Annotated in this window: 22 protein-coding genes and 1 riboswitch; of the genes, 5 read left to right on the top strand and 17 right to left on the bottom strand. The window is 69.7% G+C overall.

The features are described from left to right. Positions 1-47: 47 nt before the first annotated feature. Positions 48-1,016 carry an SAM-dependent methyltransferase gene (locus AB0J16_RS02040; protein ID WP_358533559.1) on the top strand — a complete coding sequence of 323 codons (969 nt, stop codon included), beginning with the start codon at positions 48-50 and terminating at the stop codon, positions 1,014-1,016. A gap of 224 nt (positions 1,017-1,240) precedes the next feature. On the opposite strand, the gene AB0J16_RS02045 is transcribed toward AB0J16_RS02040, so the two are convergent. Next, a complete protein-coding gene (locus AB0J16_RS02045) occupies positions 1,241-2,431 on the bottom strand; it encodes a cytochrome P450 (protein ID WP_358533562.1) in 1,191 nt (396 codons plus the stop codon). A 9-nt stretch (positions 2,432-2,440) separates the two neighbouring features. Then, positions 2,441-3,166, bottom strand: coding sequence for a TerC family protein (locus AB0J16_RS02050; protein ID WP_358533565.1), 726 nt, complete (start codon positions 3,164-3,166; stop codon positions 2,441-2,443). Between the two features lie 102 nt (positions 3,167-3,268). Beyond that, positions 3,269-3,384: riboswitch (SAM riboswitch) on the top strand. Between the two features lie 69 nt (positions 3,385-3,453). On the opposite strand from AB0J16_RS02050, the gene AB0J16_RS02055 reads away from it, so the two are divergent. Then, a complete protein-coding gene (locus AB0J16_RS02055; RefSeq protein WP_358534812.1) occupies positions 3,454-4,713 on the top strand; it encodes an aminotransferase class V-fold PLP-dependent enzyme in 1,260 nt (419 codons plus the stop codon). Positions 4,714-4,801: 88 nt separating this feature from the next. On the opposite strand, the gene AB0J16_RS02060 is transcribed toward AB0J16_RS02055, so the two are convergent. After that, complete coding sequence (locus AB0J16_RS02060; protein ID WP_358533568.1) at positions 4,802-5,386, bottom strand: DoxX family protein; 585 nt, start codon at positions 5,384-5,386, stop codon at positions 4,802-4,804. A 120-nt stretch (positions 5,387-5,506) separates the two neighbouring features. Between AB0J16_RS02060 and AB0J16_RS02065 the strand changes: the two genes are divergently transcribed. After that, a complete protein-coding gene (locus tag AB0J16_RS02065) occupies positions 5,507-6,652 on the top strand; it encodes an NADH-quinone oxidoreductase subunit D (protein ID WP_357938789.1) in 1,146 nt (381 codons plus the stop codon). Then, positions 6,649-7,755 (top strand): acyltransferase, encoded by a 1,107-nt coding sequence (locus AB0J16_RS02070; protein ID WP_358533571.1) that lies wholly within the window; start codon positions 6,649-6,651, stop codon positions 7,753-7,755. The genes AB0J16_RS02065 and AB0J16_RS02070 overlap by 4 nt, the downstream gene beginning before the upstream one ends. Positions 7,756-7,834: 79 nt before the next feature. Here the strand turns inward: AB0J16_RS02070 and AB0J16_RS02075 are convergent, their stop codons facing one another. The 11 genes from AB0J16_RS02075 to dacB form a co-directional block, all read right to left on the bottom strand. Next, positions 7,835-8,290: a DUF3180 domain-containing protein gene (locus AB0J16_RS02075; protein ID WP_358533573.1), complete on the bottom strand. Its 456-nt coding sequence runs from the start codon at positions 8,288-8,290 to the stop codon at positions 7,835-7,837. Further along, complete coding sequence (folK, locus tag AB0J16_RS02080; protein ID WP_358533576.1) at positions 8,287-8,790, bottom strand: 2-amino-4-hydroxy-6-hydroxymethyldihydropteridine diphosphokinase; 504 nt, start codon at positions 8,788-8,790, stop codon at positions 8,287-8,289. The genes AB0J16_RS02075 and folK overlap by 4 nt, the downstream gene beginning before the upstream one ends. A gap of 22 nt (positions 8,791-8,812) precedes the next feature. Next, positions 8,813-9,178 (bottom strand): dihydroneopterin aldolase, encoded by a 366-nt coding sequence (gene folB, locus AB0J16_RS02085; RefSeq protein WP_358533578.1) that lies wholly within the window; start codon positions 9,176-9,178, stop codon positions 8,813-8,815. Continuing rightward, on the bottom strand, positions 9,168-9,611 hold the full coding sequence (locus AB0J16_RS02090) for a nuclear transport factor 2 family protein (protein ID WP_214641971.1): 444 nt from the start codon (positions 9,609-9,611) through the stop codon (positions 9,168-9,170). Before AB0J16_RS02090 ends, folB begins: the two co-directional genes overlap by 11 nt. Next, the gene (folP, locus tag AB0J16_RS02095) at positions 9,608-10,414 is read right to left on the bottom strand and encodes a dihydropteroate synthase (protein WP_358534814.1); all 807 of its coding nucleotides are present in this window, start codon (positions 10,412-10,414) and stop codon (positions 9,608-9,610) included. Before folP ends, AB0J16_RS02090 begins: the two co-directional genes overlap by 4 nt. 213 nt (positions 10,415-10,627) lie before the next feature. Beyond that, positions 10,628-11,206: a GTP cyclohydrolase I FolE gene (folE, locus tag AB0J16_RS02100; protein ID WP_358533581.1), complete on the bottom strand. Its 579-nt coding sequence runs from the start codon at positions 11,204-11,206 to the stop codon at positions 10,628-10,630. Continuing rightward, entirely contained in the window at positions 11,203-13,200 is a 1,998-nt protein-coding gene (ftsH, locus tag AB0J16_RS02105; RefSeq protein ID WP_358533583.1) for an ATP-dependent zinc metalloprotease FtsH, read from the bottom strand. The genes folE and ftsH overlap by 4 nt, the downstream gene beginning before the upstream one ends. Positions 13,201-13,425: 225 nt before the next feature. Beyond that, positions 13,426-13,977 (bottom strand): hypoxanthine phosphoribosyltransferase, encoded by a 552-nt coding sequence (gene hpt / locus AB0J16_RS02110; protein ID WP_225293318.1) that lies wholly within the window; start codon positions 13,975-13,977, stop codon positions 13,426-13,428. 10 nt (positions 13,978-13,987) lie between these two features. Continuing rightward, the gene (gene tilS, locus AB0J16_RS02115; protein ID WP_358533586.1) at positions 13,988-14,980 is read right to left on the bottom strand and encodes a tRNA lysidine(34) synthetase TilS; all 993 of its coding nucleotides are present in this window, start codon (positions 14,978-14,980) and stop codon (positions 13,988-13,990) included. Between the two features lie 6 nt (positions 14,981-14,986). Continuing rightward, complete coding sequence (locus tag AB0J16_RS02120) at positions 14,987-16,063, bottom strand: zinc-dependent metalloprotease (RefSeq protein WP_358533589.1); 1,077 nt, start codon at positions 16,061-16,063, stop codon at positions 14,987-14,989. 173 nt (positions 16,064-16,236) lie between these two features. After that, positions 16,237-17,658 (bottom strand): D-alanyl-D-alanine carboxypeptidase/D-alanyl-D-alanine-endopeptidase, encoded by a 1,422-nt coding sequence (dacB, locus tag AB0J16_RS02125; RefSeq protein ID WP_358533592.1) that lies wholly within the window; start codon positions 17,656-17,658, stop codon positions 16,237-16,239. Between the two features lie 72 nt (positions 17,659-17,730). On the opposite strand from dacB, the gene AB0J16_RS02130 reads away from it, so the two are divergent. Continuing rightward, positions 17,731-18,222: an inorganic diphosphatase gene (locus AB0J16_RS02130; protein ID WP_225293326.1), complete on the top strand. Its 492-nt coding sequence runs from the start codon at positions 17,731-17,733 to the stop codon at positions 18,220-18,222. A gap of 9 nt (positions 18,223-18,231) precedes the next feature. On the opposite strand, the gene AB0J16_RS02135 is transcribed toward AB0J16_RS02130, so the two are convergent. The 3 genes from AB0J16_RS02135 to AB0J16_RS02145 are packed head-to-tail and all read right to left on the bottom strand — an operon-like array spanning position 18,232 to position 21,525. Beyond that, complete coding sequence (locus AB0J16_RS02135) at positions 18,232-19,353, bottom strand: NlpC/P60 family protein (protein ID WP_358533594.1); 1,122 nt, start codon at positions 19,351-19,353, stop codon at positions 18,232-18,234. Positions 19,354-19,410: 57 nt separating this feature from the next. Next, entirely contained in the window at positions 19,411-20,079 is a 669-nt protein-coding gene (locus tag AB0J16_RS02140; protein ID WP_357938768.1) for a hypothetical protein, read from the bottom strand. Positions 20,080-20,088: 9 nt separating this feature from the next. Further along, positions 20,089-21,525 (bottom strand): hypothetical protein, encoded by a 1,437-nt coding sequence (locus AB0J16_RS02145; RefSeq protein ID WP_358533596.1) that lies wholly within the window; start codon positions 21,523-21,525, stop codon positions 20,089-20,091. Positions 21,526-21,693 lie beyond the last annotated feature (168 nt).

The following is a 21,693-nucleotide window of genomic DNA, read 5'->3' on the forward strand; positions in this document are numbered from 1 at the left end:
CCGCGTTGATCTACGGGGGGGGCTTACTTCGTGAGATAGTCCAGGGCATGTGGCTCACCTGGCGCGCCGCGATGCAGCACGCGCTGTACGGCGAGGACGGTTTCTACCTCCGCGAGCGCCCTTCAGGCCACTTCCGTACGTCGGTCAGCGCCTCGGCCGCCTTCGCCGACGCGGTACTGGCCCTGCTCACCCAGGTCGACGCCGACCTCGGCGCCCCTGACACCATCGACCTGGTCGACATCGGCGCCGGTGAGGGCGCCCTGGTGGCCCGCGTGCTCGAGGCCGCCGAGCCCGGACTGCGCGCCAGGCTCAACATCACCGCCGTCGACCTCTCACCCAGACCCGACGACCTGCCCAAGAGCATCGACTGGCGCCCCCGGATCCCCTCCGTCATCACCGGGCTGGCGATCGCCAACGAGTGGCTGGACAACGTCCCGCTCGACGTGGCCGAGCAGACGGCCGACGGGCCGCGGCTGGTTCTGGTCGACACCGAGACGGGCGAGGAACGGCTGGGCGACCCGGTGCCCGACTCCGACCGCGCCTGGCTCGACCGGTGGTGGCCGTCGCTGGGCCGCATCGGCTCGCGCGGGGAGATCGGGTGCCCACGCGACGCCGCGTGGGCGGCCGTGGTGAACCGGCTCAGGAGGGGTCGCGCGGTGGCCATCGATTATGCACACCCTGTGGATAACCGTCCGTGCCATGGCACACTCACCGGCTACCGAGATGGTGCGGTCGTCGCGCCCATCCCCGACGGCACCTGCGACATCACCGCTCACGTGGCGCTCGACGCGTGCGCGGAGGCCGGTCGGCGGGCCGGTGCGATATCCACAGGCTTGTCCACACAGCGCGATGCGCTAAGGGCTTTGGGGGTCACCGGCACGCGTCCGCCCATCGACCTCGCCCACGCCGATCCGACGGCTTATCTCCGGGCCCTGGCCCGCGCCTCGGAGGAGGGCGAACTGATCGACCCGAGGGGTCTCGGCGGCTTCGGCTGGCTCGTCCAGGAGCGCCGGTGACCCGTCGGCGAAGGACCGGCTACTTCCTCCCCAGGGACCCCAGCCACGACGCACCGGCTACTTCCGCTCCCCCGGAGGGGGTTCCTGCCCAGGGACGCCAGCCACGACGGACCGTCACAGAGACCGAGACAGCCTTCCCAGGGATCGGAAGCGGATCGTCCGTCAGGGCAGAGGTCCGTTGGAAGAAACCCACTCCCGGAGGGCGGACGGTCGTCGTGGCCGCGCTAACCCGTCGTCAGGTCGAGAGACTTCAGGCCGCGGATGACGTAGCCCGGCTTCCATTCCGGCTCGCTGACGAGTTCCAGCTTCGGCGCCCGCTCCAGCAGGGCGCCGAACGACTCGATCAGCTCGATGCGGGCCAACGGCGCGCCCAGGCAGAAGTGGATCCCCGCCCCGAAGGAGATGTGCGGGTTGTCCGGCCGTCCCACGTCGAGCCGGTCAGGGTCGGCGAACACCGTCTCGTCGCGGTTGGCCGAGCCGAACAGCAGCGCGACCTCGGCCCCGCGCGGGATCTCGACCCCGTGCACCTCGATGTCCTCCAGCACCCACCGCTCGAACATCTGTAGCGGCGTGTCCCAGCGCATCAGCTCCTCGACGGCCGTGGGCAGCAGGCTCCGGTCCTCGCGCAGGCGTACCAGCTCGGCGGGGTTCCTGAACAGGGACCACCAGCCGTTGCCCGTCACGTTCACGGTCGCCTCGTGACCGGCGTTGAGCAGCAGCACGCACGTACCGATCAGCTCGTCCTCGGTGAGCTCCTCGATCGCCGCGAGCGCGCTGATCAGGTCGTCGCCCGGCCGGACGGCCCGCGCGCGGGCCAGGTCCGCGAGGTAGGCGGCGAACTCCGCCGCCGCATTGGCGGCCACGTGCTGCGACTCCACGCTCGGGTTCAGCTCGTACATCCGGCAGATGTCGGCCGACCAGGGGCGCAGCAGGTGCCGGTCCGCCTCGGGCACGCCGAGCATCTCCGCGATGACGGTCACCGGCAGCGGCTCGGCCACCTCGGCGATCAGGTCGCCGCCGCCCTTCTCGACGAACGCCTCGACCAGCCCTTCGGCGATGGCCCTGACCCGGGGGCGCAGCGACTCGACCATGCGCGGCGTGAACGCCTTGGAGACCAGCCGGCGCAGCCTGGTGTGCACCGGTGGCTCGACGTCGAGCATGCCAGCCCTGGTCACCCGCCAGAACGGCTCCTGGAACGCCGGCTCCTCCGGCCTGCCGAACTCCTCGTGCGTGGCCACGTGGAGGTAGGAGCGGCCCAGGCGACGGTCTCTGAGCAGCGCGTTCACGTCCGCGTGCCGGGAGATGAGCCACTGCCCCGTCGGCTCGAAGTAGCTGACGGGGGCCTCACGCCTCAGCTCCGCGTACGCGCCGTAGGGATAGGCAACAAAATCCGGATTCCAGGGATCGAATCGCACTTTTTCATCTTATGAGGAGGCTTGCTTGGCGTGCCTGCTCCGCATCCGGATGTTGAGCAGCTCCACGATCACCGAGAAGGCCATCGCGAAGTAGATGTAACCCTTGGCGATGTGCTGGCCGAGTCCCTCGGCGATAAGCACCACCCCGATCAGCACCAGGAACGCCAGAGCCAGCATCTTGATGCTCGGATGCTTGTCCACGAACCTGCTGATCGGCCCGGACGCGAACAGCATCACCAGCACCGCCACGATCACCGCGGCGATCATCACGCCGAGCTCGTCCACCATGCCCACCGCGGTGATCACCGAGTCGAGCGAGAACACCACGTCCAGGATCATGATCTGCACGATCACCGACGCGAACGAGGTGACGGCCCGTCCCTTGCCGCCCTCCTCCTTCAGCTCCATGCTGTGCCCGATCTCGGTGACGCTCTTGGCCAGCAGGAACAGGCCGCCCAGCAGCAGGATCAGGTCACGCCCTGATATCCCGTGCCCGAAGACCTCGAACAATGGCGTGGTCAGCCGGACCACCCACGACAGTGCCAGCAGCAGGAGCAGCCGGCTGATCAGCGCCGCGCCCAGGCCCATGACGCGGGCCCGGTCGCGCTGCTCCGGCGGCAGCTTCCCGGCCAGGATGGAGATGAAGATGATGTTGTCGATACCGAGGACGATCTCTAGTGCGACCAGGGTGAAAAACCCGATCCAGATCTGAGGGTCGGCCACCCAGTCCAGCATTAGGTACTCCTCACAGCAGGGGTTTCAGTTACCAACGAGGCAGAGGCCGCATAAGTTCGCGGTTGCGATTCATGGCCGGGTGTCGGTTATAGTGCGGATGTAGGTCATGAGTGCCAGCGCACAGCCCCGGCTTGCTGGCCGGCAACCCTCGCGTCCGCGGCGGGGTGCCCCGGGTGAAGACCTGGTCCGCCACGAGGTGTGGTGGGCAAGCGCGGGCTCGCTGGGTGTTCCGGGGGTCCGATGGCCCCAGGAGGTTCGCCGTGTCCACGTTGACGATCTTCAGCTCCCTGCCCGCCCAGGCCACCGACGCGCCGGCTGCCGAGCGCGCCCATCCGATCCCCGCCGTGCTGGGCGCCGATCTGGAAGTGCCGGTCAAGGGTGGCAGGCTGGTGACGTACGCCAACCTCGACTACGCGGCGAGCGCCCCCTGTCTGGAGCCGGTCAGTGCCGCCGTCACCGCCGCGCTCCCGGCCTACTCCAGCGTGCATCGCGGCGCGGGCTACGCCTCCCAGCTCACCACCGCCCGCTACGAGCAGGCCCGCCACACGGTCAGGGCCTTCGTCGGCGCCCGCCCCGACGACGCCGTGATCTTCACCCGCAACACCACCGACGCGACCAACCTGCTGGCCCGCTGCCTGCCCGAGGGCACGACCGCGGTCGTCTTCGACACCGAGCACCACGCCTCGCTGCTGCCCTGGAAGCGGTCCGTACGCCTGGCGCCGCCCGCCTTCCCCGGCGAAGCCGTCCGCGCCGCCGACGAGGCGCTGGCCGGGATCGACGGCCCCAAGCTGCTCGTGGTCACCGCCGCCTCGAACGTCACCGGCGAACTCTGGCCCATCGCCGCCCTGGCGCACATCGCGCACCGCCACGGAGCCCGCATCCTGGTGGACGCCGCCCAGCTGGTGCCGCACCGGCGGCTCAACCTGACCGCGCTCGACCTCGACTACGTCGCCTTCTCCGGGCACAAGCTCTACGCGCCCTTCGGGGCCGGGGTGCTGGTCGGCCGCCGCGACTGGCTCTCCTCGGGCGAGCCGTACCTCAAGGGCGGCGGCGCCGTACGCTCCGTCGACGAGGACATCGAGTGGCACGAGGACGCCGAGCCTCGTCACGAGGCGGGCACCCCGAACGTCCTGGGCGCCATCGCCGTGGCCGCCGCCTGCGACGCGCTCAGCGCGACCGGCTGGACCGCTCTGGTACGCGAGGAGGAGCGGCTCATCGCCCGGCTCCGGTCCGGACTGGCCGCGATCGAGGGCGTGCGCGAGCTGTCGCTTTGGGGGCCGGACCAGCCGCGCGTGGGCATCGTCTCGTTCGTCGTCGACGGGCACTCGGCGCGCGAGGTGGCCGAGGTGCTGTCGGGCGAGTACGGGATCGGCGTACGTGACGGCAAGTTCTGCGCGCACCCGTTCGTCCGGCACCTGCTCGGCACCGCGGACGGCGGCTGTGAGGACGACACGGCGTCCGCGGTCCGCGCCTCGATCGGCATCGGCACCACGGAGGAGCACGTGGACCGCCTCGTAGACGCCCTCCGCGACCTCGCCGCCCGCTGAGGTCACGGAGGCGGCACGAGGCGGCACGACAGTCGCCGCGTCGCCGCCCGCTGAGGTCGCACGATGGCCTTCTCGCGGCCCGCTGAGGTCAGGCGCTCGGCGAACGTCCGCGCGACGGCTCGTCGATGTTCCTCATGTCATCGTCCCGGGCGGCCGGTTGCACCGGCATGGGGGCGGTGCCCGCCTCCGATGGGGCCTCCGGCCTGATGGAGGTGGCCGGCGCGTGGCCGGCGAGATCCTGCTCGGCCGCGCGGCGCTCGGCGCGCCGCCGGTAGCTGTTGTGCAGGATGCCGTCGATGCCGAGCCGGCCACCGCCCACCGCCACGAGCAGCAGGCAGGCCACGGCCAGCGCGCCGGCGAGCTCCCAGCCGCCGTTCTGCACCAGTACGCCGTGGGCGCCGTGGACGAAGATGATCGCGCCCAGCATGTCGACCACCAGCCCGAGGGCCGCCAGCCGGACCAGCAGGCCGATGATGAGCAGGATCCCGCCGACGGTCTCGACGAGGATGGCGAACCCGGCCGAGAGCTGCGGCAGCGGAATCCCCATCTGGTTGAAGGCGGCGGCCGTGACCGGTATCCCGATCTGCATCTTCTGCCACCCGTGGATCACGAAGATCACGCCGATCGCCACCCGCGAGATCAGAGCGGCAAGATCGAAAAGAATTCTTTGCACGGTTTTCTCCCCCCGTTCCCGACGTTCCTCCCCTGTCCAGTGGGCGGAATGCACCGATATAGGATTCCTTGACCTCTTCCTGTGCTGGATCACCACGACTGCCGGTGGCAGCATTGCCATATGACGGAACGCGTGGTCGGGATCGGCGTCGGGGCGAAAGAGCTGGCCACCGAGGACATGATCCTCAACATCGGCCCGCAGCACCCGTCGACGCACGGGGTGCTCAGGCTGCGGCTCACCCTCGACGGTGAGCGCATCGCCACGGCCGAGCCGATCATCGGCTATATGCACCGGGGCGCGGAGAAGCTGTTCGAGGTCCGCGACTACCGGCAGATCATCATGCTGGCCAACAGGCACGACTGGCTGGCCGGGTTCGCCAACGAGCTGGGCGTGGTGCTGGCCGCCGAGCGCATGCTGGGCATGGAGGTGCCGGTACGGGCCGTGTGGGCGCGTACGCTGCTGGCCGAGCTCAACCGGGTGCTGAGCCACCTGATGTTCCTCGGCTCGTACCCGCTGGAGCTGGGCGCGATCACGCCCATCTTCTACGCCTTCAACGAGCGCGAGCGCATCCAGGCCGTGATGGAGGAGATCTCCGGTGGCCGGATGCACTACATGTTCAACCGGGTCGGCGGGCTGAAGGAGGACCTGCCGTACGGCTGGCTGGACCGGGTGTCGGAGACCGTCGCCGAGACCCGGCGCCGGGTGCCCGACATCGAGAATCTCATTCTCAACAACGAGATCTTCCTGGCCCGTACCAAAGGCGTCGGCGTCCTGACCCGCGAGCAGATCCTGCAGTACGGCGTGAGCGGCCCCATCGCCCGCGCTTCCGGTGTCGACCTCGACCTGCGGCGCGACCAGCCGTACCTGGCCTATCCCGAGCTGCCGGTGAAGGTGGTCACGCGCGGCGCGGGCGACTGCCACGCCCGCTTCGAGATCCTGCTCGACCAGCTCAGAGTCTCGCTGGACCTGGCCGACGCGTGCGTCGACCGGCTGCGCTCGCTGCCGCCGGGCCCCATCAACCAGCGGCTGCCCAAGGTGCTCAAGGTGCCGGAGGGCCACACGTACGCCTGGACCGAGAACCCGCTCGGCATCAACGGCTACTACCTCGTGTCCAAGGGGGACAAGACTCCATGGCGGCTCAAGCTGCGCTCCGCGTCTTACAGCAACATCCAGGTGCTGCGGGAGATGCTGCCCGGCCATCTGGTGGCCGACATGGTGGCGATCCTCGGCTCGATGTTCTTCGTCGTGGGTGACATCGACAAGTGACCGACGTCGCGACTCCGCAGCGGGACAAATACGTCGACTGGCTGCGCGCTCTCAGTCTGATCGTGGTGGTGGTGTGGCACTGGGCGTTCACCATCCTGCAGTGGAAGCCCGAGGGGCCCGAACCGACCAGCCCGCTCGGCTTCACCTCGGGGCTGTGGATACTCACCTGGCTGCTTCAGGTGCTGCCGCTCTTCTTCTACGTCGGCGGCCACGTGCACCTGCTGTCGTGGAGCCGCGCCCAGGCCCGCGGCATCGGCATCGGCCGGTTCGTCTGGCGGCGCATCCGCGCGCTGGCCGCCCCCGCGCTCGTGCTGTCGGGCGTGTGGCTCACCATCGGCGCGGTCGTGACCTGGGTGTTCCATGTCGAGTGGATGTGGCGGGTGGTGCTGCTCGTGCTCAGCCCGCTCTGGTTCCTCGGCGTCTACCTGGTGCTGATCGCGCTGCTGCCCGTGGCGTTGTGGCTGCACCGCCACTACGACGTGCTGGCGCTCATCTGGCTGGGCGGCGCCGCCCTGGTGATCGATGTGCTCCGCTTCCGGTACGGCGTCGAGTGGGTCGGCTGGCTGAACATGATCATCGTCTGGGGACTGGCCCACCAGGCCGGCTTCTTCTACGACCGGATCGTCATCCTGCCCAGACGCTATGACGTGGGAGTCCTGTGGACCGGGCTGTTCGCCCTGTTCGGCCTGGTCTACTCGGGCATCTATCCGGGCTCGATGGTCGGGGTGCCCGGCGACAAGTGGTCGAACATGGCGCCGCCCACCTTCGTCATCGTGGCGCTGCTGCTCTTCCAGATCGGCCTGGTGGAGGTGTTGCGGCCGTCGATGGAGCGCGTCCTGGAGAAGCCTGGCTGGCGCCGGGTCAACGGCACCATCAACCGCTATGCCCTGCCGCTGTTCCTCTTCCACACCACGGGGATGGCGATCGCGCTGGGCCTGCTGTGGTGGTTCTTCGGCACGCTCGGCGGCGAGGTGCCACCGGACCTCAGATGGTGGCTGGAACGCCCGCTCGCCATCCTGGGCCCGCTGATCTGCACCCTCCCGGTCATCTACCTCTTCGGCCGCAAACGAGCCCCTGTCGAACGAGTGCCTGACAAGAGTTGACCATGGCCGCTAGCTTGGGGCCATTACGGCCGACATCGGGTTCCTGGCTACCTGGCCGCCTGGTGATTCGCGGCGCCGTCTACCTGGGCCGCTGATCCTCCGGGTCCTTCGGGATGCGGCAGGCGTGTTCCAGGAAGAGGGCGGCGGCGATCAGCACCACGAACGCCAGCAGCGAGCCCACCGCGATGAAGAACTCGAACCTCGGCGTCTCCCTGGTGAACAGCTGGACCGTGTGCAGGACGAACCCACCGAAGACGCCCGCGAACACCGCGCCCACATAGGCCGACGCCTTGCCCAAGGCCGCCAGCCGGGCCACCGCCAGCGGCTCGACCGGCTTGGTGTCAGGTTTGCGGTCGATCCGGGCCTTCGTCACCCACCCGCTGTAGGCCTCCCCGAGGGCCAGCAGCAGGACGGTGGGGATGGCGGTCCACGGCACGATGGGCAGGTCGGCGTAGAACTCCCTGACCACCATCCAGGCGACCAGCGCCACGACGACGATGATGCCGACCAGCAGGCCGGGGCGAGTGGGCCTCAATCCGGACTCTGGAGCTTGAGGTCAGCACGCAGCCGTACGCCGCTCTGGTCGAGGTCCGTGAGCAGGTCGGCGACCTGACCCTGGCCGGGCAGCACGCCGGCGGGGTCCACGTCCGCCCACGGGACGAGGACGAAGGCCCGCTCGTGCGCGAGCGGGTGCGGCAGCGTCAGGTCGGGGTCGTCGGAGACCGTGTCACCCACGACGATCAGGTCGATGTCGAGCGTGCGCGGGCCCCAGCGTTCGTTGCGCTCCCGCCCGAAGGCGTTCTCGACGCCCTGCGCCCGCTCCAGCAACGCCTGCGGCTGGAGCGAGGTCTCGGCGATGACGATCGCGTTGAGGTAGGGGCGCTGCCCGGCGGGGCCGCCGACCGGGTCGGTCTCATAGACGGGCGAGCTCGCGACGAACTCCAGCCCCGGTGCGTCGAAAAGGGTGTCGATGGCGTCCTGCAAGGTCTGGAAGCGCCGTCCGAGATTGCTACCGAGAGACAGTACGACGTTCACGTGCTACTCCTCTCGCTCACGTTCATTCGCGACTCCGTTGAATGGTGACGACCACGTCGTCGAACGGCAGCGGGATCGGTGCCGCGGGCTTGTGCACACTCACCTCGACCGACTTCACCAGGCCGGCGGCCAGGCACACGTCGGCGAGGCGCTGCGCGAGCGTCTCGATCAGCTCGACCGGCTCGCCTTCCACCACGGCGACCAGCGCCTGGGCGAGCTCGCCGTAGTGGACCGTCTTGCCGAGGTCGTCGGAGGCGGCGGCGGGGGCGGTGTCGAGGAACAGCGTCGCGTCGACCACGAACTCCTGCCCGAGCTCACGCTCGGCCGCCAGCACGCCGTGCCGGCCCCGGGCCCGCAGGCCCTTCAGCGCGATGCGATCAGACCTCAAGCTCGCCTTCCTCCTCGTCGTCGTCACCCTGGAGCACCGGCGAACCGTGATGCATCCACAGCCGCCAGCCCTGCGCCGTGCGCACGTAGACGTTACTGGCCACCACCTTGCCGGCGGCGAAGCTGGATTCGCCCTCCTCGCCGGCGGTGAGGATGTTCTCGACGCAGGTGAGCACGGCCACGTCACCCAGCACGGTGGTGTTGACGTCGGTCAGCACGAACTGGATGTAGGTGGTGTTGGCCATGATGAGCGCCCAGGAGCGCAGCACCTCGGACCGCCCCGAGAGCAGGGTCCAGCCCGGATGTACGCAGCTGACCTGCTCGTCGGCGGAGTCCTCGGCCCAGATCTCGGTCATCTTGTCGAGGTTGGCGTCCTCGATCGCGAGATAGAAGTCCTGGTTGACCGTCTCGATCGCGGCGGTGTCGACACTCATGTGTTGGCTCCGGGTCTCTTCCATGCGGCGGCCACGCGCACGGCATCGGCATTGGGACCTACTTCGTGCACTCGTACGCACCAGGCACCGGCGTGCGCGGCCAGCGCTGTCACGGCCACCGTGGCGTCGTCACTGCCGCTGAACGGGCGCGGCGTGCCGTCGGCGTCGGCGAGCAGCCGCCCCAGGAACCGCTTGCGCGAGGCCCCGATCAGCAGCGGATAGCCGAGCTCGGCCAGCTCCCCCATCCCGGCGAGCAGCTCCCAGTTGTGCGCGGGGTTCTTCGCGAAACCCAGCCCGGGGTCGAGCACAATCTGCTCCTCGGACACGCCCTCGGCCAGCACCAGGTCGACCCGCTTGGCGAGCTCCTCACGCACCTCGGTCACGACGTCGTGGTAGACGGCCCGGCGGTCCATGTCATGGCTGTGGCCGCGCCAGTGCATCACCACGTAATCGACGCCGGTGGCGGCCACCACGCGCGGCATCTCGGGATCGGCCAGGCCGCCGCTCACGTCGTTGACCAGCCTCGCCCCCGCCTCCACCGCCGCCTTGGCGACCTCGGCCCGCATGGTGTCGACGCTGACCGCCACTCCCTCGGCGCTGAGCGCGCTGATCACCGGCACGACGCGGGCCAGCTCCTCGTCGAGCGGCACTCTGGCGGCGCCGGGGCGGGTGGACTCGCCACCCACGTCGACGATGTCGGCCCCCTCACCGACCAGCTCCAGTCCGTGCCGGATAGCGGCCGCCTCGTCGAACCACAGGCCCCCGTCGGAGAACGAGTCCGGCGTGACGTTGACCACGCCCATGACGAGGCACCGCGCCTCTGCTCCGACAACCATGCCCCAAGCCTAGGCGGTCATGGTTGATGGGGTCTGTGGAGGGTGCCCACACGCAAATAACAATCCGATCAGTGCCATAGGCTCGTTGACTGGTGCTTATCAGGGCAGGGTCAACATCATCGGCTCGCTGACTCCTGCCTGTCAGTGCAGGATCAGCGCCCTGGGCTTACCGGCTGGTGCTTATCGGTGCAGGATCAGCGCCATCGCCTCGGCGCGGGTCTTGTCACTCGTACGGAAATCGCCGCGCACCGCCGAGGTCACCGTCTTCGCGCCCGGCTTGCGAACACCGCGCATGGTCATGCAGAGGTGCTCACACTCCACCACCACGATCACCCCGCGCGGCTCCAGCACGCGCATCAGCGCGTCGGCGATCTGCGAGGTCATCCGCTCCTGCACCTGCGGGCGGCGGGCGAAGACGTCCACCAGGCGGGCCAGCTTGGACAGCCCGGTCACCTGGCCGCGCTCGTTGGGGATGTAGCCCACGTGGGCCACCCCGTGGAAGGGCACCAGGTGGTGCTCGCAGGTGGAGTAGACCTCGATGTCCCTGACGAGCACCATCTCGTCGTGGTCGACGTCGAAGACCTTGTTGAGCACGCTCTCCGGCGTCTGTCCGAGGCCGGAGAACTGCTCGGCGTAGGCCCGGGCCACCCGAGAGGGCGTGTCGAGCAGGCCGTCACGGTCGGGATCCTCGCCGATGGCGTAAAGGATCTCGCGGACGGCCTTCTCGATCCGGCCCAGGTCTACGTCTTGCGAACTCACGCACTGTCTCCAGAGGGCAGGGCGTCCTGGTGACTGGCAGCGGCGAGCGAGCCGTTGGCCGACTGCTCCTTCGGGGTCAGGATCGGCGGGCGGTCCGAGGGGAGCCGCTTGCCGTAGCCCGCGTAGGACGGGCGGTGCTCCTTGACCACGACTGAGGCGAAGACCTCCAGCACCTGGTCGCGGGAGAGCGTCTCCTTCTCCATGAGCTGCAGCACCAGGTTGTCGAGCACGTCGCGGTATTCGACCAGGATGTCCCACGCCTGGTCGTGCGCCGTCTCGATCATCCGGCGGACCTCCTCGTCGATCGTCGAAGCGATCTTCTCGGAGTAGTCGCGCTCGTGGCCCATCTCCCGGCCCAGGAAGACCTCGGCCTGGCCGGAGCCGAACTTACGGGCGCCGAGCTGCTCGCTCATGCCGTATTCGGTCACCATGCGACGGGCGACCGCCGTGGCCTTCTCGATGTCGTTGGAGGCGCCGGTGGTGGGCTCGTGGAAGACGAGCTCCTCCGCCGCGCGACCGCCGATCAGCATCGCGAGCTGGTCCATCATCTCGGACCTGGTGGCCAGGAACTTGTCCTCCATCGGCAGCGTCATGGTGTAACCCAGGGCGCGGCCACGGGACAGGATCGTGATCTTGTGGACCGGGTCGGAGTTGGGCAGCGCGTGCGCCACCAGCGCGTGACCGCCCTCGTGGTAGGCGATCATCTTCTTTTCCTTGTCGGACATGACCCGCGACTTGCGCTCGGGTCCTGCCATGACGCGGTCGATCGACTCCTCGAGGATGTCCATCGAGATCAGCTTCTTGTCGGCGCGCGCGGTGAGCAGCGCCGCCTCGTTGATCACGTTGGCCAGGTCGGCACCGGTGAAGCCGGGCGTGCGACGGGCGATGACGTCGAGGTCCACCGCCGGCTCGAACGGCTTGCCGCGACCGTGGACCCTGAGGATGCCCTTGCGGCCCTCCAGGTCGGGGCGGTCGACGGTGACCTGGCGGTCGAATCGGCCCGGACGCAGCAGCGCCGGGTCGAGGATGTCGGGCCGGTTGGTCGCGGCGATGAGGATCACGCCGCCCTTGACGTCGAAGCCGTCCATCTCGACGAGCAGCTGGTTGAGTGTCTGCTCGCGCTCGTCGTGACCGCCGCCCAGGCCCGCGCCGCGGTGCCGGCCGACGGCGTCGATCTCGTCGATGAAGATGATCGCCGGTGCGTTGGCCTTGGCCTGCTCGAACAGGTCGCGGACTCGCGAGGCGCCGACGCCGACGAACATCTCGACGAAGTCGGAGCCGGAGATCGAGTAGAACGGCACGCCGGCCTCACCCGCGACCGCGCGGGCGAGCAGCGTCTTGCCGGTGCCGGGCGGGCCGTACAGCAGCACGCCCTTGGGGATCTTCGCCCCGATCGCCTGGAACTTGGCCGGGGCCTGCAGGAACTCCTTGATCTCCTGGAGCTCCTCGATGGCCTCATCGGCGCCCGCGACGTCGGAGAAGGTGGTCTTGGGAGTGTCCTTGGTGATCAGCTTCGCCTTGGACTTGCCGAAGCTCATGACCCGCGAGCCGCCGCCCTGCATCTGGTTCATGATGAACAGGAAGATGAGGACGATGAAGACGATCGGCAGGAAGCTCACCAGGATGCTGACCAGGAAGTTCTCCTGGGGCACCTCGGTGGTGAAGCTCTTGGTCGTGCCCGCCTGAACCTGCGCCTGCAGCTCTTCGGTCAGCTTCGGCCCGTAGCCGGCGACCCAGTCAGACTGGATCATGTTGGTCGCCGTGTCACCCGGCTTGACCGAGATCGGCTTGATCAGCGTCAGCTCGATGCGCTGATCCTTGTCGACAATCTTGGCGTTGCTTACATTGCCGGTGCGAATCTGCTGGAGGACTGTGGACGTGTCGGCCTGCTTGAAGTTGCCGCCGCCGCTCCAGAGCTGGGTGACGAGCAGGAGCAGCACGACGATGCCCAGGATCCACAGCAGTGGCCCACGTGTAAATCGCTTGAGATCCATCCGATGCGGAACCCCTTGCGGGCCCGTCCCTTCCTGACCATGGCCTGGAACCCCGGGAATTCCCGGGGCCGCGGCATCCGACGCCGCGACTTCTGACTACCCGAAGGGGACGCTTGGTCACCCTCCCGGAGTCAGAAGGTACACCGGGGAAGCGCGCGGAGGGACCGCCCGCTACACCGGTCTTGCCCTACCAACGTACGTCAGGTGGCGCGGTGTTCCCGGCGGCTACTTGTAAACATGGGGAGCCAAGGTGCCGATGAAGGGGAGATTGCGGTAACGCTCCGCGTAGTCGAGGCCGTAGCCGATGACGAACTCGTTGGGGATGTCGAAGCCGACGTACTTGACGTCGATCGGCACCTTGACCGCGTCGGGCTTGCGCAGGGCGGCGCAGATCTCCAGCGAGGCCGGGTTGCGCGACTTGAGGTTTTCCAGCAGCCAGTGGAGGGTCAGCCCCGAGTCGATGATGTCCTCGACGATCAGCACGTGGCGGCCCATGATGTCGGTGTCGAGGTCCTTCAGCACCCGCACGACACCGGACGACTTGGTGCCCGCGCCGTAGGACGACACGGCCATCCAGTCCATCTGAACGGGCACGTGCAACGCTCTGGCCAGGTCGGCCATCACCATGACCGCGCCCTTCAACACGCCCACGAGCAGGAGCTCCGTGCCCGCGTAGTCGGCGTCGATCCGCCCGGCAAGCTCTTTCACCTTGGCCTGGAGCTCGTCCTGGGGAATCAGGACTTTCTCGAGGTCCTTGCCCATATCGGCAGCGTCCACCTGTGGTTCCTTACGGGATGGGACTGATGGCGAGTATCAGGGTGTCATACCGCCGCACAGCGGCCAGACCCCCGGGTAGATCCACGGCCTTCTGCCCGCGCCACGCCGTGATGAGCCGGTCGACGGCGCGCACGTGGGTCGCGGAGAGGGCTCCGGACGGCGTTCCCGCCGCGATGGCCGCCCGCCGGAGGACCCGCCGCCTGACGGCGTCTGGGAGGCGTTCCAGCTCGGGTACGGACAGCGTCACCGAACCGGTGATATCGCTTAGAGCGCAATTCTGATAGGCCGTGTCGGCCCATTCGTCAAGGGCGTCGGCGTCGTCCCGGGCGAGATCGGCGGTCCTGGCGAGCGCGTCGGCCACGCCGGGCCCCAGCTCCGACTCCAGCAGCGGGAGCACCCTGGTCCGTACCCGTACGCGGGTGTAGCGGGGATCCTCGTTGTGCGGATCGTCCCAAGGGCTGAGGCCGAGCGCCGCGCACGCGGCGACGGTGGTGGCACGGGAGAGGGACAGCAGCGGCCTGCGGTAGCGGCCGGTCACCGGGGCCATGCCGGACAGCGATCTGAGCCCGCTCCCCCTGGCCAGGCCGAGCAGCACTGTCTCGGCCTGGTCGTCCCTGGTGTGGCCGAGCAGCACGGTCGCGGCCTGGAGCCGGTCGGCCGCCTCGGCGAGCGCGGCGTAGCGGGCGTCTCTGGCCGCCGCCTCCGGGCCGCCGGATGTGCCGACGTCGACGGTGAGAATCTCGGCCTGGTCGAGCCCCAGGGCCGGGGCCAGCGCGGCCACCGTCTCGGCGCGGGCGGCGGAACCCTCCTGGAGCTGGTGATCCACCGTCAGCAGCCCGGCCTTCAGGCCCGCGCGCGGCGCGACGAAGCCGAGCGCGGCGGCGAGTGCGAGGGAGTCGGCTCCCCCGCTGCACGCCGCCAGCACGAGCGCGCCGTCACCGACGTCGGCCAGCGCCTCACGGACGGCCCTTCGGACGTCCGCGACGGCCGGGTGCGGGCCCATGACGAGTCAGGCGGGCAGGGCGTTGCTGCCGATGACGCGGCGTACCCAGGCGCTGGGGTCGGTGATCTCGGGTGTCGTCGGCAGGGTCTCGGGCGAGGTCCAGACGCGGTTGAAGCCGTCCATGCCGACCTGGTCCACCACCGCGCGGACGAAGGCCGAGCCCTCGGCGTACTGCTTCATCTTGACCTCGATGCCCAGCAGCCGCCGGACCGTGCGGTCGAGGCGCGAGCCGCCTTCGCGGCGATGGGCGAACTTGGCGCGGATGTCGGCCACCGACGGCACCACCGAGGGGCCGACGGCGTCCATGACGTAGTCGCCGTGCCCTTCGACCAGCGTCATCACGGCCGTGAGCCGGTCGAGGATCTCCTTCTGGCCGGGCGACTGGATGGCGTCGATGAGGTTGCCCTCGCCGCCGCGCACCACGTCGGCCACCGTGTCGGCGGCGGTGCGCAGCCGCTCCAGCAGCGTGCCCAGATCGAGGTCGGAGGCCAGCAGGAACTCGGTCATCTGCGAACGGATGTATTCGCGCAGCCACGGCACCCCGGTGAACTGCACGCGGTGCGTCTCCTCATGCAGGCACACCCAGAGGCGGAAGTCATGCGGGTCGACGTTCATCTCGCGCTCGGCGTGCACGATGTTGGGCGCGACGAGGGTCAGACGCCCCGCCGGCTCGCGGCCCGTCGGGTCCGGCGGCAGGAACAGCTCATATTGGCCGAGCACCCGCGAGGCGAGGAAGGCGAGCACGGCGCCCACCTCGACGCCGGTGATGCGGGAGCCCACTGCCGTGACGATCGCCGGCGGCGGGTTGGCTCCGCCGCCGACCCGCTCGGTGAGCGGTTCGAGCACCACGCGGAAGCCCTCGACGTTGGCCTTGATCCAGCCGGGACGGTCGACGATGGTCGCCGCCTGCGGCGCGGTCTCAGTGTGAATCTTGGTGAACTCGCGTACGTGCCCCTCGGCCTCACGCGACAGCGCGCGGAGCTCGGTGACGGCCTGCCTGGCCTCCTCCCGGCTCACCTGAGGACCGGGGCGCACCAGGCGCGTGCCGGTCGTGACGGCCAGATCCCAGTCGATCACCTGCATACCGTCCACCGTACGTGGTTCTTGTCCGGCCCGCGAAGAAGCGCCGGTGTCTGGAGTGAGGAGGAAGGGAGCGCAGCGACTGACCGACGATCGGAAGACACCGGACCCCAGCGCCTGAGCCGCGATCCGCAGGATCGCCATCAACACAGCGAAGACCCGCCATCAACACAGCGTTAGGAACGCGCGACGATGGCGGCGAGTCGGTCCAGCACCGGCTCGGCGGTGCTCGGGACGCGGTCGGCCAGGAAGGCGAAAGTGACCAGGCGCCCTTCCTTGGTGGTGGCCATGCCGGCCAACGTGTTGACGTTGTTGAGGGTGCCGGTCTTGGCGCGTACGAGGCCGACCTGGCCCTTGCTGTCGCCGCCGGTGAAGCGTTTGCCGTTGCCCAGGGTGCCGGAGAACCCGGCGATCGGCATGCCGGAGGCGATCGGGTGCAGGTCGGGGTGGGCAGCGGCGGAGGCGACCGCGATGACTCGGGCCATCGCGTCGGCGCTGATGCGGTTGCGCGCGGACAGGCCGCTGCCGTCGAAGACCTGTACGCCCTTGGCCGCGCCGAGCCGTTGCAGCACCCCGACCACGGCCTTGGACACGCCCTCGAAGGACGCCGGCTGTCCTTCCTTGATGGCGACGTGCCTGGCCAGCGCCTCGGCCAGGTCGTTGTCGCTCAACGTCAGCGTGTGCTCGACCAGCGCGTAGAGCGGCGCCGAGTCGACCCGGCCGAGCTCGGCGGCCCCGGCGGGCGCCTTGCCCGGTCGTACGGACTTGGCGACGCCCACGCCGTACTTGGTCAGGAGCCGGGCGAACGCGGCGGCGGCGTACTGCGGCGGGTTGGACACGCGCGGCTGCCTCGCGGCGGGGTCGCGCCGCCCCTCGTCGATCGCCAGCGCGTAGACCGGCGCCACCTCGCCGTCGGGCACGTAGCCCGGCTTCCATCCGGGCGCCAGCGTGGAACCGGTGAACAGGGAGGCGTCGTAGGAGAGCGTGACCTTGGTGACGCCCTTGGCCTTCAGGGCGGCGGCGGTGCGTGAGGCGAGCGTGGCGAGCGACGCCTGCTTGGGATAGTCCTGGGACTTGGCCGACGGCCCGGCGAGCGTCGGATCTCCGCCGCCCACCAGCACGATCGAGTTGGCCGACTGGCCCTGCGTCACCCGGGTGGACAGACGGGTGTCGGGGCCGAGCGCGGCCAGCGCGGCCGTGCAGGTGACCAACTTTGTGGTGGAGGCGGGAGTGATGCCGACGTCGGGATTGGCGGCGAATACCTGCTCGCCGGTGGCGGCGTCGAGGACCACCGCGCCCACCCGAGCGCCCAGCGCTTCGTCACCCAGGGCGCGGGTGAGCTGCTGGGTCAAAGTACGCTTAGTAGTGAGAGGTCCGTCTCCGGCCCTCACCTGGAGTTGGGCCAGCACCGGCCCCGCGGTGACCACGGAGACGGGGGGAGACCCTTGAGGAGACGGTGTCGGCTCGGTCGGTGACGATCCCCTCGTCAGCGCGCCCAGGCTGAAGTCGTTGGTCATCGCATAGAGGCCGATGACGATGGTCAGCACCTGGAGCATGGCGAGAGTGGTCAGCATCACCCACCGCTCGTGCCGCGCCACGTCGCCTGACCTCTCTCCTGGTGTTCGCCTACGAGACATTAACGCCCACTCGGCGTGAGCGGAGGAACCGCGGTGGAGTTCGACGTTGTCGTTGAGATTCCCAAGGGACAACGGAACAAGTATGAAGTGGACCACGAAACCGGTCGCATCAGGCTTGACCGGCTGCTGTTCACCTCTACGCAGTACCCCGCCGACTACGGCTTCATCGAGCACACCCTCGGCGAGGACGGCGACCCGCTCGACGCGCTGGTGCTGCTCCAGGAGCCGACCTTCCCGGGCTGTTACATCAGCTGCCGCGCGGTGGGGATGTTCCGGATGACGGACGAGAAGGGCGGCGACGACAAGGTCCTGTGCGTCCCGGCCACCGACCCGCGGATGGAGCACATTCGCGACATTCACCACGTGCCGGAGTTCGACCGGCTGGAGATCCAGCACTTCTTCGAGGTCTACAAGGACCTGGAGCCCGGCAAGTCCGTCGAGGGCGCCAACTGGGTGGGCCGGATGGAGGCCGAGGTCGAGATCAAGCGCTCCTTCCAGCGCGCCAAGGATGAAGGCCACAGCTGACTGAGTAGGTCACTGAGGCCGGGTGGCACCCACCAAGTCCCCTCGCCACATTGAGGCGACCCGCACCACGTCGCCGGTCTGTGGCGCGTGCACCATCAGCCCGTTGCCCACGTACATGCCGACGTGGTGGATCGTGCTCGGGTCGCTGGTGACGTAGCCGAAGAACAGCAGGTCGCCGCGGCGCAACTGGTCGAGCGGCACGTGCGGACCCGAGGTCCACTGCGTGCCGGTCCAGTGGTCCATGCCGACGCCCGCCTGCTCCCATGCTCGCATGGTCAGGCCCGAGCAGTCGAAGCTGTCCGGGCCATCGGCCGCCCACACGTACGGCTTGCCGAGCTGGGTCAGCGCCCAGTTGGCCGCGACGTCGCCCATGAGCGAGCCGGACGCGAGCAGCCCGTGGCTGAGGCGCGCCTGCGCCAGCGCCGCCTCCCGCCGCCTGGCCAGCAGGTTCGCGTGGGTGCGCGCGGCGTCGACCCGCCGCTGCCACGCGACGCGCTCGGCCTCCAGCCCTCTGGTCTCACGCCTCTGCGCGGCGACGGCCGCCTCCGCGGCGACCTTCGCCTGCCTGGCCCGCTCGGACACGGCCTCGTGCTCGGCGTACGCGTCGGCCGCCGCGCTCCGCAGGATGGCGGAGACCTCCTGGGCGTCGCGCATCCGGTCGAGCACCGCGCCCTGCTCGCCGCTGAGCTGTTCCAGGACGCTCGCCCGGTGCAGGAATCCGTCGGTGTCGCCGATGTCGGTCATCATGCCGAGCATCGGCGTGATCATGTCGAGCCCGCTGTAGCCCTGCGCCGCAAGCAGCGCGACGGGCGCGCGGGCCTTCTCCACCTCGGCGTCGGCCAGCGCCAGCCGGGCCTGGGCCTGGTCGCGGGCCCGCCTGGCGCGTTCGAGGTGGACGAGCTCCCCGTTGTACGCCTCCACCAGCCGCTCCGCCCCGGCCGCCAGGTCGTCGAGCCGTGACTGGGCCTCGGCGAGCCGCGCGCTCGCGGTGCCCAGTTGCCGCGTACGATCCCGTACGGCGTGGCGGGCCTGCATCACCTTCCGGCGGGACGGCCCGGGAGCCGCGTCGGCCGGCGGGCACAGGGTGACGACCAGGCAGACTGCCATGAGTCCGGCTCTGATGGCGTGCATAGTGCACACAGTTCCCGCCTGTCACTCTGTGTAATCCTGGTCACTTTCGTAACATCGTCAACGCAGGCGGAACAGGCGCTCTATCCACGGCCGCACACCCACCGGGATCGGGCTCGTACCCCGGGGATAGGTGAAGACCGGCGTCTGCGTCCCGTAGGCGGCGTGCAACTCGGCCGCCCGGCACCAGTCGGCGCCCGCCCGAGCCGCGGCCCAGGCGGCCGCGATGGCCGGGCGGGACTCCGGATGGCGGTCGAAGGTCTGGTAGAGGGTCATCGTGGCGGCGGCGGCCACCGACCCGTCGCCGGGGTAGGCGGTGCCCGCCAGGTAGGGGGCGGCGACCCGGCCGCCGTGGCAGGTGCCGAGTGCCCAGGTCCAGTTGGCGAGCACGAGGCCGAGCACGGGCTCCGGCACCGCGGCGGCGGCCGCGTACAGGCGCTCCTGGCGCTGACCTGTCAGGCGGCGCGAGGACCAGAGCCAGCCGAGCTCGGCGGGCGGGCCGCCGGGCGGCTCGCTCCCGGAGAGCCAGGACAGGACGGCCAGGCCGCGGGCGGTGCGCAGGCGGCACAGTTCGAGGACGTCCCGGAGCATGCGGGGGCCCTGATCGAGCCAGGTAGGCCAGGCGACGTGATGGCTCCTGGCCATCAGCTCGGCCCGCTCCTCGCTGACCGGCAGGGGGCAGACCCGGCAGCCCAGTTGAGGGTCCTCGCGCAGTTGGTACGCCTCCATGCAGGGGCCTCAGCCGGCCGGGACGGTGGCGGGCGGCGTCGCGGTCGGCGTCTGGCCGGGTGTCTGGGCCGGCGTCTGTGCCGGTGTGATGACCGGCGGAGCGACCGGCGTCTGGGTCGGTGTCGCGGCGGGCGTCGGAAGGTCGTTGGGGCGAGGTGTGCGGGAGTGCTTGTGCGGGTGTCTGCCGGGCTGCTTGTCCGGCTCCCTGCCCGGGTGCGCGTCCGGCTCCCCGGGCTCGGCGGACTGGTGGTCGGGGGTGGGGGTGACCTGGTCGGACTGGGGCTCGGGTGTCTCCGGGGCCCTGGACGGGGCGGAGCTCGCCGGGTCGCCGATAGTGGGCACGGTGCCCGTTGACGGCGTCGCCGTCGGGGGCAGGGCGCCCAGCGGGACAGTGGCTGTGCTGTCCAGGATGGGCTCGACGCTGATCCGCGGGTCCTGGGGCTCGGGCTGCCAGGGCAGCCTGATGCCCGGCGGCTCGCCCGGCGCGGGGAAGGCGGCGGACGCGACGCCCGGCACTCCACCCTCGATCCGGCCGAACTGCTGGAAGATCATCATTATCGCCACCACGGTCGCGGCCGCCGCCATCGCGCCAGCCAGCGCCTGAGGCCACCTGCGAGCGTTCTTGCGCGGGGCAACGGGAAACCCGGCGGCGTCCAGCGCCCCCGAGCGCCGGGCCACGTAGCGGCGGTAGGGCTGGAGCTCGGGGTCGGCGAAGCAGCTCATCACCCTGACCGCGAGCGACTCCGGCAGCGGGATCCGGGGCAGCAGTTCGAAGACCTTGGCCGCCGACACCTGGCGCGTGCGGTGGGGAGAGCAGGTCAGACAGCCCGCGAGGTGCCCCACCAGCCGCGCGCGCGTCTCTGGCGTCAGCCTGCCGGAGAAGCCCTTGAGGATGCCGGCCCGTGCCGCGCAGTCGTAGGGGCTCTTCCTGGCCAGCAGCTCCGCCGTGATCGCGTCACGCAGTCGTTCGCGCGCCTCCTCCTGGGCCGCCTCGACATGGCGCGCCGCGACCCCCAGCACCGCGGCGAGCTCCGGGGTGGGCAGCTCGTGCCTGGCCGACAGCTCCAGCACCTCACGGTCGTCGTGGGACAGGCTCTGGATCGCGTTCCAGGCCACGACGCGCAGGTCGGCGTCGGCCGGATTGTCCGGAGGCGGGGCCTGCGCCAGGGCCTCGTCGGCGTTCGGCGGCTCGGCCATCCGCCGTCGCAGGCATTCGGCGCGGGCCAGGGCGTACAGCCATGGGCGCAGGCGGCCGGGATCGGCCAGGGAGCCGGCGTGGGCCTCCGCCGCGATCATCGTGTCGCGGAGCGCCACCTGGGCGCCGTCGGAGCTGAGGAGAAGGGACCAGCAGTATCTGTGGATGCCCTCGGCGTAGGCGTCGTAGAGCGCGGCGAGGGCACCCGGGTCACGGGCGCGGAGTGACTCGACCAGGGCGTGGTCATTCATATGACTGAAGGTAATGGATTAGTAACTAGTAGTTCCACTCCTTCTGTGGGAATGAATGCCTTGCCGACGGCGCTCCGCTGAACGAATTTGTGGCGCTCGGCCTGGTTTGCAGCGAATGGCCGCTCCGCCCGATTTATCGGCTTATTTGATTGATATTTGATGAGCCAT

It is taken from the genome of Nonomuraea sp. NPDC049750 (genome assembly GCF_040659625.1).
Classification (GTDB): domain Bacteria; phylum Actinomycetota; class Actinomycetes; order Streptosporangiales; family Streptosporangiaceae; genus Nonomuraea.

Bases quoted from the DNA above. Each gene is read 5' to 3' on its own strand.
- AB0J16_RS02040 (WP_358533559.1), top strand. From the start codon at position 48: ATGTGGCTCACCTGGCGCGCCGCGATGCAGCACGCGCTGTACGGCGAG.
- AB0J16_RS02050 (WP_358533565.1), bottom strand. From the start codon at position 3,166: ATGCTGGACTGGGTGGCCGACCCTCAGATCTGGATCGGGTTTTTCACC.
- AB0J16_RS02065 (WP_357938789.1), top strand. From the start codon at position 5,507: ATGACGGAACGCGTGGTCGGGATCGGCGTCGGGGCGAAAGAGCTGGCC.
- AB0J16_RS02090 (WP_214641971.1), bottom strand. From the start codon at position 9,611: ATGAGTGTCGACACCGCCGCGATCGAGACGGTCAACCAGGACTTCTAT.
- folP (WP_358534814.1), bottom strand. From the start codon at position 10,414: ATGGGCGTGGTCAACGTCACGCCGGACTCGTTCTCCGACGGGGGCCTG.
- ftsH (WP_358533583.1), bottom strand. From the start codon at position 13,200: ATGGATCTCAAGCGATTTACACGTGGGCCACTGCTGTGGATCCTGGGC.
- tilS (WP_358533586.1), bottom strand. From the start codon at position 14,980: ATGGGCCCGCACCCGGCCGTCGCGGACGTCCGAAGGGCCGTCCGTGAG.
- AB0J16_RS02120 (WP_358533589.1), bottom strand. From the start codon at position 16,063: ATGCAGGTGATCGACTGGGATCTGGCCGTCACGACCGGCACGCGCCTG.
- AB0J16_RS02135 (WP_358533594.1), bottom strand. From the start codon at position 19,353: ATGCACGCCATCAGAGCCGGACTCATGGCAGTCTGCCTGGTCGTCACC.
- AB0J16_RS02140 (WP_357938768.1), bottom strand. From the start codon at position 20,079: ATGGAGGCGTACCAACTGCGCGAGGACCCTCAACTGGGCTGCCGGGTC.
- AB0J16_RS02145 (WP_358533596.1), bottom strand. From the start codon at position 21,525: ATGAATGACCACGCCCTGGTCGAGTCACTCCGCGCCCGTGACCCGGGT.